Source organism: Mycobacterium colombiense, assembly GCF_001672755.1.
Taxonomy (GTDB): Bacteria; Actinomycetota; Actinomycetes; order Mycobacteriales; family Mycobacteriaceae; genus Mycobacterium; species Mycobacterium colombiense_C.
The window spans coordinates 19,554-34,702 of the sequence record NZ_LZKI01000185.1; the positions used below are offsets into that span (position 1 = coordinate 19,554).

16 protein-coding genes and 1 pseudogene are annotated in these 15,149 nt (G+C 66.8%); 5 read left to right on the top strand and 12 right to left on the bottom strand.

Annotation, left to right across the window (positions count from 1 at the left end; all coding sequences use genetic code 11):
• Positions 1-2: 2 nt before the first annotated feature.
• Positions 3-1,076 (bottom strand): hypothetical protein, encoded by a 1,074-nt coding sequence (locus A5708_RS23445; RefSeq protein WP_065030900.1) that lies wholly within the window; start codon positions 1,074-1,076, stop codon positions 3-5.
• Between the two features lie 148 nt (positions 1,077-1,224).
• Between A5708_RS23445 and A5708_RS23450 the strand changes: the two genes are divergently transcribed.
• Entirely contained in the window at positions 1,225-1,785 is a 561-nt protein-coding gene (locus A5708_RS23450; protein ID WP_065030901.1) for a hemerythrin domain-containing protein, read from the top strand.
• Positions 1,786-1,853: 68 nt separating this feature from the next.
• Entirely contained in the window at positions 1,854-2,516 is a 663-nt protein-coding gene (locus A5708_RS23455) for a UdgX family uracil-DNA binding protein (RefSeq protein ID WP_065030902.1), read from the top strand.
• 10 nt (positions 2,517-2,526) lie between these two features.
• On the opposite strand, the gene A5708_RS23460 is transcribed toward A5708_RS23455, so the two are convergent.
• From A5708_RS23460 to A5708_RS23475, 4 genes are all read right to left on the bottom strand, one after another.
• Positions 2,527-4,320, bottom strand: a complete 1,794-nt coding sequence (locus A5708_RS23460) for a thiamine pyrophosphate-requiring protein (RefSeq protein WP_065030903.1) — start codon at positions 4,318-4,320, stop codon at positions 2,527-2,529.
• A gap of 268 nt (positions 4,321-4,588) precedes the next feature.
• Complete coding sequence (locus A5708_RS23465; RefSeq protein ID WP_065030904.1) at positions 4,589-5,644, bottom strand: DNA topoisomerase IB; 1,056 nt, start codon at positions 5,642-5,644, stop codon at positions 4,589-4,591.
• Positions 5,645-5,771: 127 nt separating this feature from the next.
• Complete coding sequence (locus A5708_RS23470) at positions 5,772-6,170, bottom strand: heme-binding protein (RefSeq protein WP_065030905.1); 399 nt, start codon at positions 6,168-6,170, stop codon at positions 5,772-5,774.
• A gap of 230 nt (positions 6,171-6,400) precedes the next feature.
• A complete protein-coding gene (locus tag A5708_RS23475; protein WP_081293066.1) occupies positions 6,401-7,207 on the bottom strand; it encodes an SDR family oxidoreductase in 807 nt (268 codons plus the stop codon).
• A gap of 243 nt (positions 7,208-7,450) precedes the next feature.
• Here A5708_RS23475 and A5708_RS23480 point away from each other — a divergent pair, with 243 nt between their 5' ends.
• Complete coding sequence (locus tag A5708_RS23480; protein ID WP_065030906.1) at positions 7,451-7,687, top strand: general stress protein CsbD; 237 nt, start codon at positions 7,451-7,453, stop codon at positions 7,685-7,687.
• Positions 7,688-7,854: 167 nt separating this feature from the next.
• Positions 7,855-8,230, top strand: a pseudogene (locus A5708_RS23485) (DUF3349 domain-containing protein).
• Here A5708_RS23485 and A5708_RS23490 read toward each other — a convergent pair.
• From A5708_RS23490 to A5708_RS23510, 5 genes are read right to left on the bottom strand one after another with little or no spacing between them, the layout of a single operon-like run.
• On the bottom strand, positions 8,143-8,907 hold the full coding sequence (locus A5708_RS23490; RefSeq protein WP_065030908.1) for an endonuclease/exonuclease/phosphatase family protein: 765 nt from the start codon (positions 8,905-8,907) through the stop codon (positions 8,143-8,145). The pseudogene A5708_RS23485 and the gene A5708_RS23490 overlap by 88 nt on opposite strands.
• Before the next feature lie 48 nt (positions 8,908-8,955).
• The gene (locus A5708_RS23495) at positions 8,956-9,582 is read right to left on the bottom strand and encodes an SAM-dependent methyltransferase (protein WP_231118001.1); all 627 of its coding nucleotides are present in this window, start codon (positions 9,580-9,582) and stop codon (positions 8,956-8,958) included.
• Positions 9,579-10,352, bottom strand: a complete 774-nt coding sequence (locus tag A5708_RS23500; protein WP_065030909.1) for a PIG-L deacetylase family protein — start codon at positions 10,350-10,352, stop codon at positions 9,579-9,581. Before A5708_RS23500 ends, A5708_RS23495 begins: the two co-directional genes overlap by 4 nt.
• Positions 10,349-11,302, bottom strand: a complete 954-nt coding sequence (locus A5708_RS23505; protein ID WP_065030910.1) for an acyl-CoA dehydrogenase family protein — start codon at positions 11,300-11,302, stop codon at positions 10,349-10,351. The genes A5708_RS23500 and A5708_RS23505 overlap by 4 nt, the downstream gene beginning before the upstream one ends.
• Positions 11,299-12,024 carry a glycosyltransferase gene (locus A5708_RS23510; protein WP_065030911.1) on the bottom strand — a complete coding sequence of 242 codons (726 nt, stop codon included), beginning with the start codon at positions 12,022-12,024 and terminating at the stop codon, positions 11,299-11,301. Before A5708_RS23510 ends, A5708_RS23505 begins: the two co-directional genes overlap by 4 nt.
• Positions 12,025-12,115: 91 nt before the next feature.
• Between A5708_RS23510 and A5708_RS23515 the strand changes: the two genes are divergently transcribed.
• The gene (locus A5708_RS23515; protein ID WP_065030912.1) at positions 12,116-12,691 is read left to right on the top strand and encodes a hypothetical protein; all 576 of its coding nucleotides are present in this window, start codon (positions 12,116-12,118) and stop codon (positions 12,689-12,691) included.
• Here the strand turns inward: A5708_RS23515 and A5708_RS23520 are convergent.
• Entirely contained in the window at positions 12,688-12,945 is a 258-nt protein-coding gene (locus A5708_RS23520; protein ID WP_065030913.1) for a DUF7218 family protein, read from the bottom strand. The two genes, A5708_RS23515 and A5708_RS23520, sit on opposite strands and share 4 nt — an antisense overlap.
• A gap of 72 nt (positions 12,946-13,017) precedes the next feature.
• Positions 13,018-15,120: a catalase gene (locus A5708_RS23525; RefSeq protein ID WP_065030914.1), complete on the bottom strand. Its 2,103-nt coding sequence runs from the start codon at positions 15,118-15,120 to the stop codon at positions 13,018-13,020.
• Positions 15,121-15,149 lie beyond the last annotated feature (29 nt).

Genomic DNA, 15,149 nt, shown 5'->3' on the forward strand with positions numbered 1-15,149 from the left:
CGTCACAGCCGCGGCTTGGCGATGCTGACCACGTAGGGCGCGTGCGCGAAGGTCAGGTAGACCCGATGCGGCCCGACGGCCATGCCCGACAGTTCGGCCGCCCGGGCATCGGGCGGCAGCCCCGACCGGTAGTCGATGGCGCGCAGCACCGGGATCCGCCCGTCCGGAAAGCCGGTGAAGCTCGCCGTTTCGAGCGCTACCAGCTCGTGGCCGGTGGCGGCGTAGATCCTGGTGTCATCGGTGCCGAGTTCGCGGATCGGCGACGATAACCGCGTGCTGGCCAGCTCCTCCAAGCCCTGTCCGCCGCGGCGGGAGTCGATCGCACGCAGCGTGGCGTCGTCGCGGCCGGCGACGTAGCTGCGAGTCACCGCGGTGCCGTCACCGGCCGAGACCGCAACGTCGAGGTCCAGTGAGCCGCGTTGCGCCGCCGGCGAGGACGTCCCCTGGAAGTGCCGGATGCCCGACGATCCGAACAGGTGGTAGTCGAGCTCGCGGCCGCGGTTCGCGCCGTCGATGGTGTCGGCGCTCGTGCCGGTGACCGCGGTGGGTAGCTTGCGGTAGCCGTACTGATCCACCGGTGTCACCGCCGTCCCATCCGACGACAGCGCCAGCAGCATCCGCAATCCTGCGTCCTCGGATAGGTACGCCGGGGCCGGCCCGGCGTCGAAATCGTTGACCTGGCGCAGACTTTGCAGGTCGACCACGGCCACCCTGCCGCGGTCGGGCTGCGGCACGAAGACCTCACCCTCGTCTCTGCGGCTGATCTGCAGATTGCGTCCGGACGCCATCGGTGCGGAGAACCTCGTCTTGGCATCGCCGCCGCGGTCGCCGGCTGTGACCTCGGCCAGCCGGTGATCATCGGCGACCGCGACCAGGGCGTGCATGCGGTAAGACCACACCGGCTCGTGCAACGCGACACCGGTCCGCCAGAGTTCGACGTCGGGCGCGGATTCCAACGACGCTCCGGGGTGCGAACACCCGGTGGTTATCGCGGCGGCCGCGACCGCTCCGACGACCCCGCGGCGCAACAGCGCCCGCGAGCGCTGGCCCGCGCGGAGACCCATTCCGGCGCCCATCGACCGCGTGCTCCTTCCGCCGTTTGTCCCAGGACATACCCCCTGCGGGCACGGCCACACCCCGTTTGACGGTCGGAATCGTCGGGTAGCCGTTTCAGCGAGCGCGCACAGCCCGGCGCGCCGAACCAAAGTAGATGGGAGGGACACTGTGGCACCGACCGCCATCAAGTCGCCCAGCGACGTGGTCGACTTCCTCGTCAGTCAGCACGAGCAGATCAAGGCGATGTTCGCCGAAACCCTTGCGGCGTCCGGAAAGGCCCGCGAGAAGGCCTTCGTCGAACTGCGGCGGATGCTCGCCGTGCACGAGACCGCGGAGGAAGAGGTCGTTCACCCACGCGCCAAGCGCAAGATCGCCAACGGCACCGCCGTGGTGGACAAGCGACTGCACGAAGAGCACGAAGCCAAGACCGTTCTGCAGAAGCTGGAAAAGCTCGACGTCAACAGCGAGGAGTTCACTCGCGAATTGACGAAGCTGCGCGACGCCGTCGTCGAACACGCCGAGCACGAGGAGCACGACGAATTCGCCAAGCTGGGTGAGGAATTGAGCGGCGAAGAGCTCGAGCGCATGGGCCGTGCCGCCAAGCTCGCCGAGGCGATTGCCCCTACCCGCCCGCATGCCGGGGTGGAATCCCAAGTGGCCAACCTGGCCGCCGGGCCGTTCGCCGCGATGCTCGACCGGGCTCGCGACGCCATCATCGGCAAGGGCTGACACAGTCGCCAAGGCGTGGTCCCCCCGCTCGGTGGGGGAGCGGGGGTACCCACGCCCTTCGTCTCATCATGGCCGCAACATCGAACGCACCCGGGGCCGCCCGCTACCTCCCAGAGCAGCGCGGCCTCGACGCGCTGCGCGATGCGGCCGAAACCTGCCACGGTTGTTCGCTTTTCGAGGACGCCACCCAAACGGTGTTCGGCAACGGGCCCTCCGGGGCCCCGATCATGCTGGTGGGCGAGCAGCCCGGCGACCAGGAGGACCGCGCCGGCGAGCCGTTCGTCGGCCCTGCCGGACGACTTCTCGCCCGCGTCCTCGTGGACGCCGGCATCGACCCGGCGATGGTCTATGAGACCAACGCCGTCAAGCATTTCAAGTTCACCCGTAAGGGTGGCAAGCGACGCATCCACCAAAAGCCCGGCCGCACCGAAGTGGTCGCCTGCCGGCCCTGGCTGATCGCCGAGATCGAGGCGGTGCAACCGCAGGTCATCGTGTGCCTGGGCGCCACCGCCGCACAGTCGTTGCTGGGAACCACATTTCGGGTGTCCACCCAGCGCGGCGAACGACTGCGGCTGCCCTCAACCGCCGACGTACACGTGAAACCCGAGCCGACCATCGTCGCGACGGTTCACCCCTCGTCGGTGTTGCGCGACCGCAGCGACCGGCATGACGAGGTCTACAAGGAGTTCGTCGAAGACCTGCGTAGGGCTGGGCAGGCGCGGATGAGTTGATCTGCCGCGGTCAACTCTTCTTGTGCGGCAAGAACTCCTGAGCCTTGGTCTTCAGGCCGACTTTGACGAAGCCCACGCGATCCTCGTCCCCGGAGAGCACCGCCGTGGTCGCCGACTTGAACTGCTCCCAGGTCGCGTGCGGCGGGATGGGCGGCATGTCCGGGTCGGTGTAGACGTCGAGCACCGTGGGGCGATCCGCCGACAGCGCCTTGCGCCAGGCGTCCGACAATTCCTCCGGATCCTTGATGGCCACGGCGCTCAGGCCCAGGCTGGCCGCGAACGCGGCGAAGTCGATATCCGGAAGATTCTGGGACTCCGCGAATTTCGGCGCACCGGCCATGGCGCGCATTTCCCAGGTGACCTGGTTGAGGTCGTTGTTGTGCAGGATCGCGATGATCAGGCGGGGGTCTTCCCACTCGCTCCAATACCGTTTGATCGTGATCAGTTCGGCCATGCCGTTCATCTGCATGGCGCCGTCACCGCTGAACACGATGACGGGCCGGTCCGGGTGGCCGAACTTGGCGCCGATGCCGTACGGAACCCCGGGACCCATCGTGGCCAGCGTGCCCGACAGCGAGCCTCGCATGTTGCCGCGGAACTTCAGTTGGCGCGCATACCAGTTGGCCGACGAGCCGGAGTCGGCGGTGACAATGGTATTGTCGGGCAGTTGCGGGGACAGCTCGGAGAACAGCCGCAGCGGATTGACCGGTTGGGCGCTGACCATCGCTTCCTTCTCCATGGTCTCCCACCAGCGGGCCACGGTCTTCTCGATGCCCTCGCGCCACGAGCGGTCCTCCTTGCGGCGAAGGTGCGGGATCAGCGCCCGCAACGCGGTTTTCGCGTCGGCGACCAGGTTGACCTCGTACGGGTAGCGCATGCCGATCATCCGGCCGTCGACGTCGATCTGCACCGCGCGGGCCTGATCGAATTCCGGCAGGAACTGCGTGTACGGGAAGCTGGAGCCGACGGTCAGCAGCGTGTCGCAGTCGCGCATCATCTCGTAGCTTGGCCGCGTCCCCAGCAGTCCGATCGAGCCTGTGACCCAAGGCAATTCATCCGACAGGACGTCCTTGCCCAACAGCGCCTTCGCCGCTCCCGCACCGAGCAGGTCGGCAACCTCGGCCAGCTCCTGGTGGGCACCGCGGGCGCCGGTGCCCACCAGGATGGCGACCTTCTTGCCGGCGTTGAGCACATCGGCCGCGCGTGCGATGGCGGTGTCGTCGGGGGCGATGTCCGGGTACTCGATGCCGAGGCTGGAAGGCACCATCTTGAACGCGTGCTCGGGAGGCGAGTACGGCAACTCCTGGACGTCACTGGGAATGATCAGCGCGGTCGGGGCACGCTGCGTCATTGCTATCCGGATCGCGCGGTCCAGCACGTTGGGCAATTGTTCGGGGACGGTGACCATCTGGACGTAGTCGCTGGCGACGTCCTTGAACAGGTTCAGCAGGTCGACCTCCTGCTGATAGTTACCGCCCATGGCGCTGCGGTTGGTCTGACCCACGATGGCCACCACCGGAACGTGGTCCAGTTTGGCGTCGTAGAGCCCGTTGAGTAAGTGAATCGCGCCGGGGCCGGACGTGGCGGCACAGACTCCGACCCGGCCGGTGAATTTCGCATAGCCGACCGCTTCGAAGGCGCTCATCTCCTCGTGGCGCGACTGAATGAACTTGGGCTTGTTGTCCGCGCGGCCCCACGCCGCGAGCAGCCCGTTGATGCCGTCGCCGGGGTACCCGAATACATGTTCAACGCCCCACGCCCGCAAGCGCTCTAGCAGATAATCGGAAACCTCTTTTTTGGACATGTTCTCCCTCCTCGGCAGACGGTTCTAGAGTGCTGGCGGATGGGCATGTGTGGCTATTGTTTGAACCACCCACATGGCAGCGACGCCGAGTCGCGGGCCAACCGATGGCGGACGCCGCTGACAGACGTGACCCATGCAGGCTGCCACCGCGAGGGCGGCTTGGGCACTTCCCACACGAGCCCGATTACCCGCATTCGGCGTCGTTATTCGCTGGGATGCGGCGGGTCAGGCGACTCTCAGCCAGTTTTCAGCTGCGATCGTGCGATCGTCACGCGGTCTTCGGAAGGTCGGATGATCCGGACACGCTGTGACCCTTGGCCACTCGCCGGATCAGCATGCGGGTCGCCTTGTCCAGGATCTCCTGGGCCACATCGGGTTTACGGGCGCGTTCGGCGCGGCGCGTCGCCGCGGCGATGGTGAGTCCTTGCTCGTAGCCGGTGACGACGCGCGGGTCCACGTAAGAACCACGCGCGACGGCCGGGGTGTTGCCCAGTTCCTGGGCCACCTCTTTCATCACCGCGGATTCGACCCGCTTGGCGACGCGGCCCGATACCGGCGGGTCGGCGTCGGCAAACGCCGTGGCCGCCAGCACCGTCCCATGCCACGTCCGCAGGTCCTTGACGGTGTATTCGTCGCCGACCAACTCCTTGAATCGGTTGTTGAGATCGGCGGCGCGCACATCGAGCCATCCGGATGCGGTGCGGCACACCAGCAGTCGCTCGGTGCGGTTGGGCCGGCGCATCAGCGCCCGCACCGCTCGCACCACTTCGGGGTCCTCGACCTCCACGGTGCGCCGGACCCCGCTCTTGGCCGGAAAGTCGAACTCGACCGCGTCACGCCGGACCACCACGTGCTCACACAACAGGGTGGACAGACCGTAGGACTCGTTTTCCTCGGCGTATTGCTCACCGCCGGCGCGAAAGTAGCCGCGATCGAGCAGTCGCAGTGCGAGCGCCAATACCCGCTTGCGGGTCAAGCCCTTCCGCGTCAGGTCCTTGGCGATCTCGGTGCGCCACGCCGGCAGCCGCGTGGACAGTTCGAGCACGCGGTCGAACTTCTCCTCGGCGCGTTCCTGCTGCCAGGCGGAGTGGTAAAGATACTGCCGGCGGCCGGCGGCGTCGACACCTACGGCCTGAATGTGACCGTTGCTGTACGGCGAAATCCACACCTTCTTCCAGGCGGGTGGAATAACCAGATCCTTGATGCGCTGCAGGGTCTCCGGATCGGACAGCGCCTTGCCGTCCGGCCGGTAATAGGAGAAGCCTTTACCGCGTCGCTTGCGCGCGATACCCGGCTTGCTCAGCACGCTACGGCGCAGCCGCATTCTCTCCTCCGGTTCTGGTAGCTGACTGCACAATTACCCGCCGGAGAAGTTGTTCACACAATGGAAAGAAGAGCCCGACGTGGAAACGACCCGCCACAGCGTCGTGGCGGGTCGTCTCGGACCGGAATCAGCCGGCCATGAACTCCTGGTAAGCCGACTCCAGGGAGGGCGGCAGCGCGGAAACATTGCACTGCCGTTCGGTGTCGCCGATCGGAGCCAGGATGCCGCGCAGGTCGTTGTACTCCTGCGGGTGGCCGGTGAAGTAGCCGCGCAGGCTCGATTCGGCCTGCGGCCGCGGCTGCCCGTAGGCGGCCGTCACCACCTGGTTGGCGCCAGGGTGCGCCGCCAGATACTGCTGAGCGGTCCCCTCCACGGAGGAGACGGTGTTGTTCACGCCACCCGGGCTGCAGTCGGGTGCTGCGGCCGCCGACGGCGCTGCGACGATGCCCATCGCCATACCCCCGAGCAAGCAGCCGGCACTGATCCCGGCAACTTTCCGGCGCGCGACAATACTGCTGATTTTCATGATGTTGGTTGTCCTTCGAAACGAAAATGATTTCTCTCGCCAGAGGCTCCCGATCCTCGAAATCCAAAGTAGCCGAAGTCAACAGTGGCGGTGTTCGCTGACGACGAACGCCGGGCGCCGCTAGGGCCGCTCCCGGGGTCTTTCGCTAAGCGAATGATCAAACGAGCCGCGAATTTTTAAGAAAAGGGTCCGGTTCCTAAGGAATTGCGGTCGTGATCGTGACGGAATTGTTATCCGGCGCCAGGGCCGGAGCCGTCCCCGTCCGCTGCATGATGCCCGTCGGTGCTGGGCGGGGCCAGGGTCTGCAGCCACGTGTCGATATCGGGACCGACGACTATCGCCCGGCCCGAAGCGAGCAGCGCGCCGGCGCCCAGCGCGGCGACCGCGGGTTCTACGGTTCGGACTTGTCGGCCATCGCCTTGCTGGGCAAGCAGTTTCGTTGTCAGGTCGGGCAACCGGATGGCATCCGGGCCGGTGATGGTGCGCGGCGAATGCGTCTGTCCCAGGGCTGCCTCGACCAACACGTCGGCGACGGTGTCGGCGGCAATGGGCTGAATCAGCCAGTCCTCGACGACCACCTCGTCCGCACTGCAGGTCACGGCGTCGTGGTTGGTCGCGAATTCGTACCACTGCGTCGACTTGACGATCGTCGTCGGCACCGGGCCGTCGAGCAGGATTCCTTTGGCTTCCCGCTTGGCCTCGTAATAGGGGAAGCCGTCGAATACCGGGTCTTCGATGCCCGCCAGCGTGGACACCACCAGGCGCTGCACTTCCTGCCGGGCGCACGCGCCCACGATGTTGCGCGAGGCGGTCGCGAGCGTCTCGGCGATGTCGGACCGCCCGTCGGGCGGCACCGGATTGGATACGTCGATGGCGACGTCGACGCCCTTGAGCGCATGCGAAAGCTCATGCCCGTTGAACAGGTCGATGCCGTGCTCGCGCGAAATCTCGACGATCGCGACGTCGCGCGATTTCAGCCTGGCGACAACGCGGGATCCGGCAGTTCCGGTTGCCCCGATGACGGCGATGGTGGTCAATTGCTCTTCCCCCCTTCGAAGCCGCGGCCTAGATCTACCCAGTAAAGCCACGTTCAAACGAATTGATTAGCTGGGCGCCACGTGAGCTCGGGCCGCAACCGCCGCCGACGTGATCGCGCGCACATCAACCCCCCGGTGTCCAGGCGTAACGCGGGCCTGGGCCGTTTGACGGGTCCCTCGGTGGGAACGCCCTAGGTGCCATCGAGCGCAAGCTCAGTAACCACCGAGAGGGAGGTCGAACTTATGGGGGATGACAAGAGCGGGCCGGAAGAAGCGGTCAAGGGCGCCGTCGAAGGCGCGAAGGGGAAGGCCAAGGAGGTCGGCGGGGCCGTGCTCGGTCGCGACGACCTGACCAAGGAGGGCCAGGCCCAGCAGGACAAAGCCGACGCTCAACGCGATGCGGGCAAGAAGGAAGCCGAAGCCGAGTCGGCGCGCGCGGGGGCTGACGCGGCCGAAGAGCGCCAGAAGAAGAACCAGTAGGCCACCCGGAAAGGGGCCCGGTCCGGTTTTCCGGCCGGGCCCCTTTCGCGCGTAGGGTGTTCCGACGGCGTTGACCTTCGATCGTTGGTTTCAAGCCGCTCTACCGGGTAATCCACGGCTTGAGTCGCCTTCGGCATGTGGCGTGCGGCGGATGAGCGAGGTGGAAGATGGGCCTGCGAGATCGGGTACTGAGCGTGGTCGCTTTTCTGCGAGCCGGTTACCCCGGGCGTGCGCCCGAGGTGGGGTACGCACCGCTGCTGGCGCTGTTGCCGCGGCGAATGTCCGACGACGAAATCACCGCCATCGCCAAACGACTCCTCACGCCGCGCCGGCATGCCATCGACAGCACCGATGTCGGCGTGGAGATTATCGGCGTCACCGACGAGATGCCGTCCGCCGGCGACATCGAGCGCGTTCTGGTCGCGGTGCAAGCTGGCCGCCACGACGGCTGAACGTCAGACCCGTTGCAGATCCACCACCAGCGGGCGGTGGTCGGAAATGGTCATCAGGTCGGATTCCACAGGGCCGCCGCGCAATCGGTGATCATCGGTCAGGATGTGGTCGAGCTGGCGGTTGGGCAGCTCCGCGGGAAACGTCTGGGCGGCCGCCAGCGCCCGCATCCCCGACCAACGGTGCACGGTCTTCGGGACCATGTTCAGGTCCCCGGTCAACAACCGTGGTCCCGGGAAGCCGCGCAGGTCGTGAATCAGGCGGCGCAGCTGGCGCCGGTTCCAGCCCGGGACAAACGACAGGTGCGTGTTGGCCACCGTGAGCCCGCCCAACGGGGTACGCATTTGCGCGATGACCGCCGCCCGCGGCTCCTCGTCGACGATCATGACCCGGTTGGGTCCGGGCAGGTACATCGGAAAGCGCATCGGGATGCGGGGCAGCCGCAGCACCTGCCAACTGTCCACCGGATATCGGGACAGCAGCGCGATTCCGTAAGCGGCGGTTCCGGGTTGCTCGCGGCCGGTCGCGGCCATCCATGTTGCCCCGGGCGTGCCCGAAATGGCCGCCACGAACCGGTGTTCCACCGCGCCCATGGCTTCGGCCGCCGCGGCGGTCAGGTCCGCGCGCTCGGAGCGGGGCTGATCACAGTCGACCTCTTGCAAGCTGAGCACGTCCGGGTCGAGGCGTCGCACGCAGTCACGCAGCCGCTGGACGACGACACCGTCACCGACGGTGCGACCATGCAAGATGTTGAACGTCGCGACGCGCATAGGTTGTCGCCTACCCACTTTCCCCCGGGCGCAGTCACCCCGGGCGGGTCAGCGCGCGCCGGGCACCCCCTCGCGAGCCGCCACCGACCGCCCGTCGCCGGTGTCGAACACGTCGATGACGACATCGCTGTCGCGGTAGCGGCCAGTGGGCGTCAGCCCCGGTGTCTGCGCGATGACCTGGTGGGCCGCGTCGCCGGTGAGCGGGTAGTCGGCCACCGGGTGACGCCAGTGCGCCGCAACGATATTGGCGCCCGGCGCCATCCTCGGGCACTCCCGGCGCAACACCTCGGCCAGGGTGTCCTCCTCCAGGTAGTAGGCGACCTCGCTGAGCACCAGCAGGTCGAAGGGCCCGGGCGGCCACGGCGCATCCAGCGACGAGCGGGTCAACGTCACCCGGTCGCGGCAGCCGGCCTCCCGCAGCCGGGCATCCGCGCCGCGTAAGGCCGCCTCGGCAACATCCACCGCGGTCAGGTGATCACAGCGGCGCGCCAGCTGCGCCGTGAGGGTTCCGATCGAGCAGCCCGGCTCGAATCCGTGTCGGTAGCGGCGCTGTGGCAGCAGCCCGAGGGTGATCGCGTATTTGCGTTGTTCGTACCACCGGGTCGACAGCTGCCAAGGGTCTTCCGTGCCGACGTACATCTCGTCGAAATAGGCGTCCGGTAGCCGTGCGGTCACCGAAATACGACCTCGCCCACCGCGAGCAGTCGCGGAAGCACGTAGCCCGGCAAGATGGGCGCCGATTGGCTTCCATTGCGCTCGAACTGACTTCGATAGAAGTGCGCGGCGCGGCGCTTGCGTTCCAGCGGCCAGCCGGGCCCGGGTATGGAATAGGCCTGCTCCCACGGCACCGCCGGGTCGGCCGGCACTGCCCAGTGCCACATCCACACTGGGTATTCCAGCAGCGCGGCTCCGCTGTGAGCACACGCGGCGGCGGCCGCCCGCCCCACGGCTTCGTGATCGGGATGGCCGTCGCCCCGCCACGTCGCCGCACACCACGTCGCAGGCCCCGCGGCCTCGAGAATTTCGGTCAGCCTCTCGGTGAGTCTGTCTTCGTGATCCGTCAGCTCACCGTCCGGCAAACCCAGGGATATCGGGGGAGGGGCACCCAAAAGCCCTGTGGCCCGCCGCAATTCGTATCTACGGGTGGTCTCCATGCGAAGCCGGTCCGAGGCCGACGCGCCGGGATGCGCGGCCCCGCCGTCGCTGACCGAGACGACCTGAACGGCAACTCCCGCCGCGGTCAGTTGTGCGATCGTCGCGCCCAGGCCCAGGGTTTCGTCGTCGGGATGCGGGGCCACCACGATCAGGCGTGGGCACTCCGCCAGATCCAGGGCTGGCAGCGGCTTCTCCCCAAAAGCCGCCAGCCACAACGGAGCCGGCGTACCGCCGTGGGTCAGCGGCTTGACCGCAAACCTCGCGCAGTTGCTCGCCGGCAAGGTTTTCATGGGGCCCTCATCGCTCGCTGGCCCGCCAGCCGTCCGAGTTCGGCCAGGTCCCGTTCGGCGTGGCTCTGCCGGATGTAGATGCTCAGATCCGCGACCCGTTGCGCGTGCCGGCCGTCCTGGCACAGCGGGCCCGGGCCCAATGCGCGCCCGGTACGGGTGATGGCTTCGTCGACGGCGTGTTCCACCACCGTGCGGACGCGGCGGGCGAGCAATTGCGCCCTACCGGACTTGTCGAAGGGGTCATCGTCGACCTGGCTCGCGGCCGCGGCCAGGATCGCGTCGCTGGCGGCCAGTGCGGCGTCCACCGCGCCCAGGTGCGCCAGGGAGTAGGCGTCGGCTGATTGACTTGCGGCGCAACGATATAGCGGATCGGCGACCCTGCGTGCGCCGCCGAGCCAGCAGGCGGCCACGCCGATCGCGCCGTGCCAGAATCCGGGCCGGGTCAGATAGTCGCCGGGGTCGCCGACGGCGACCGCGTGGGTGTTGGTGAACTGGACCGGCCTGGTGTCACTGCCGGCCATCCCGGCGTTCCACCACGTGCTGGGCAACGCCTTGACCGCCGGGTCCGTCGCGGTGACCGCGAACAGGCCGCGCGTTCCGTCGTCGAGCCGCGCCGTCACCAGCGCATGGGTGCAGAACCCCGCGCCCGAACACCACACCTTTGTGCCGTTCAGGATGAAGGCACCGTTGCTGTCGGTGGCGGTCAGCACCGCATCCGGGGCCTCGGCCGCCCACACGCCCCAGAGCTGTCCGGGTTCGGGTGGCTTGCCGCCCAATTCGTGAAGTATCGCGACCGCATCGACATGCGCTTCGGCCACCCTGGCGGCCACGATGTTGTCCTCGGCCAGCTGGGCCAGCCGTTGCCAGCGCTCGGCCGTTCGCCCGGAGGCGGGCAGTGGAAGCTCGAGTCGTTCCGACTCCAGCCAGTGCTTGACCAAACCCGCCGTCACACGCAATCACCCGCCGCCGATCTCCCCAATTGCCTGAGGTGATGGGCGAAACCCAAAGGAGCCCGAGCCTGGGTTCGCGCCGACGTGATCACCGACAATTCGGTGTCACGATGTATGCGATAGCCGGCGGCCTCGAACCGCTCGACCAGGTCGACATCCTCGCCCGTCGGCAAGGTGCGGAAGCCGCCCACTCGCCAATATGCCCGGGCGCTGAAGCCCATGTTGGCGCCGTGGATGTGTTCGTGATCGTCGTGTCCATGTGCGGGATCGGCTTGGTAGCACCGCATGTAGCGGTCGACGACGTCGGCAGTGTGCTGGCGCCAGTCGGTAACGCGCACGACACCCAGAACCATGTCGGCGCCGACGCCCAGCTGATGGACCAGCCAGCCCGGATCCACCCGACTGTCGGCGTCGGTGGTGGCAAACCAGCTTCTGGCACCGTCCCGCAACAGCGATCGGGCGTAACCGAAGCCGACCGCACGGGCCGTCCCGACGTTGTGCACGTCGACGCTGATGAAGTGCACGTCGGGCCCGTACTCGCCGGCCAGCTCGTCGCTGCCGTCGTCGCATCCGTCCAGCACCACCACGATCGTGACCGGGATCGGAGCGCACAAGGCGGCCGTCAGTACCGCGCGCAGGCATGCCGGCAGCTTCGCTCGCTCGTTGTGGGCGGGAATCACTACGGCGGCAGCGTCGTAGGCGCATGGCACGGCGGTTGACATAACCCAAAGATTTCCCAACTCGCCATAAGTTAAACAGCTTTGCCTCCGTTGCAGGTTGCTTCCACCGCCGGCCGGGTATGACCTATGCACCATGGCAGCCACCGACGCCCACCCCGACGCACCCGGGTGCGCCACGCGGTTGCGGGATGCACTGCGCGGCGCGGCGTCGGCGCTCAAAGAGAACGGACCGCGTTTCGCCTTGGCCGGCAGCTACGCGTTATGGGCTTACGGGGCACCGGAACCCAAGCACGACGTGGACCTGGTGGTGACGGAGTCCGATGTGGAGGCGGCCGTGGCGACCCTGACCGACGCCGGGTTCGTCATCGAGCGCCCGCCGGAGGATTGGCTGTTCAAGGCCCGCATCGCCGACACGCTCGTCGACGTCCTGCACCGGCTCAACGGGGTACCGGTCGATACCGGCACCCTGGACCGTGCCGAACCGCACGACGTACTGGCCATCAGCATGCCGGTGCTACCGCCGACAATGGTGCTCGTGCAGCAGCTGCGGGCGTTGAACGAGCACTATTGCGACTTCGCGAAGTTGCTGCCGGCGGTGCGCGCGGTGCGCGAACGGCTCGACTGGGAGGCCATCAGGACGCTGACCGCCGACAACGATTACGCGGTCGCGTTCCTGGTGCTGGTCGACCGCCTCGGCCTCACGGGCTAGTGATTACGCAGTTTCGCCACCAGCTTGTCTTTGGTCAGGCTTGAATAGCCCGACATGCCAAGCTCTTTGGCGCGCTTCTTGAGTTCCGGCACTGTCCAGTCCTGGTACGAGCCGGACTTGCCGCCCCTGCGGGCCACCTTCGACTTACCCTGTCCGGCGGCCGCATTCGAAATCCGCGCGGCCTTTTCTTTGGAATCGCCCTTCTTACGCAAATCCTGGTACAACTTTTCGTTCTTGATCGACGAACGCGGCATTTCATCCTCCTGTCCACCATGAGACGTCCTAACACTCCGAGTGCCCGCCGCGGGCGCATAAAAAACCACGTCCTAGGCGGGAACCGGGTCTGTGCGGCGCTCCCAGCACCGGTGCCGGGCGAGTGCGCCGGCGAATTCCTCGACGAAGCGGTCCGGCAATTCGTCGGCCGCGGCCTTGGTGGTGATGACGGATTGATCGTTGAGCACGTCGGTGTCCTCGGCCAGGCGGTTGGTGATTCCGGCGGTGCGCAGCAGGTCAACGCCCGCACCGTAGGCCCCGATCGGCTTCAGGTGCTTGTAGGCCTCGGTCACGAAGTGCACGGCGTAGCCGTCATTGGACAAGGTCGATATAGACCGTGGCCCGCATGCGACCACGACGGCGTCATAGAGCACCGACGCCATCGACGTGAATGACCGGTCAACGGGCAGTTCGCCGCCGGAACCGCCCTCCAGCGTGCCGCCGGCGACCGGGGCCAGCACCTCGACCATCGCGCCGCGTTCGCCCATCTGCTCGATGAAGCGTTGGGTGCCTACTACGTCGACCCCGTCCGCGGCCAGGACGGCGATCTTGCGCGAGGCGATGGTGTCGCTGACGCCGATCTGGGACAGTGCCGGTGACGCGACCACTTGGTCGTCGACCGGCTCCTCGGGCGGCTCGGGCAGCCCAAGCTTGGCCGCGACCTGCGCGGCCAGCCCGCCGTCCACCCGTGCGAGTTGTTCCACAACGGCCGAACGGATCTCGGGCATCTCGACCTTGCCGAGCTCGAAGGCGAATGCGGCGACGATGTGTTCGGCTTCCACTGGCGACATGCTCTGCCAGAACATGCGTGCCTGACCGTAGTGATTCTCAAACGACTTGGCGCGCTTGCGCATCGCCTGTCCGTCCAGCCGCTCGGTGTAGTGGCGGAACACATCCTCATCGGCCAGTGCGGGACACCCGCCGCCGATGCTGTTCTTGAAGTAACTGGAGCGGCCCTGCGGGATTGCGTGCTGCCCGTAGCCGTCGTGCTGATTGGTCCGGACCTCGGCCACCGGCCGGTTGATCGGGAGCTGAGCGAAGTTGGGGCCACCCAGGCGGATCAGCTGTGTGTCCAGATAGGAGAAGTTGCGGAATTGCAGCAGCGGATCGTTTGTGAAATCGATGCCGGGAACCACGTTGGCCGTGTGGAACGCCACCTGCTCGGTCTCGGCGAAGAAGTTGTCCGGGTTGCGGTTCAGCACCATCTTGCCGACCGGCCGGACCGGAACCTGTTCCTCGGGAATGATTTTCGTCGCGTCGAGTAGGTCGAAATCGAACTTGAACTCGTCGGCCTCGGCGACGAGCTGCACGCCGAGCTCCCACTCCGGGTATTGCCCCGACTCGATGGCCTCCCAGAGATCGCGGCGGTTGTAATCGGGATCCTTCCCCGCGATCTTCTGGCATTCGTCCCAGATCAGCGAGTGCACACCGAGCCGCGGCTTCCAGTGGAACTTGACGAAAGTGCCTTCACCGCTGTTGTTTACCAGCCGGAAGGTGTGCACGCCGAAGCCCTGCATCATGCGGTAGCTGCGGGGCAAGGCCCGGTCCGACATCAGCCACATGATGGTGTGCAGCGTCTCGGGCTGCAGCGACACGAAGTCCCACAGCGTGTCGTGGGCTGACTGCGCCTGCGGAATCTCGTTGTGCGGCTCGGGTTTCACCGCGTGTACGAAGTCGGGGAACTTGATGCCGTCCTGGATGAAGAACACCGGGAAATTGTTGCCCACCAAGTCGTAGTTGCCTTGCTCGGTATAGAACTTGGTGGCGAAGCCGCGCACGTCGCGGACCGTGTCGGCAGATCCGCGCGACCCGGCCACCGTGGAGAACCGAACGAACACCGGTGTCTGAACGCCAGGAGTGGTCAGGAATTTCGCCGCGGTGTAATCGGCCAGCCAATCGTCGTACGGCTCGAAGTACCCGTATGCGCCGGCTCCGCGTGCGTGCACTACGCGCTCCGGAATGCGCTCGTGGTCGAAATGGGTGATCTTCTCGCGGGCGTGGAAATCCTCCAGCAGGGTCGGTCCCCGCTCTCCCACGGTCAGCGAATCGTCGGTGTGGTCGACGCGAACGCCCTGTTGCGTGGTCAGGTATCCGGTATCACGGCGGAACCGCGCGGACTCCAGATCGCGCTGTTTCGGATTCTGATCGGTGGCCATGGCTCGCCTCCTTTCAACGGAGGGGAGTA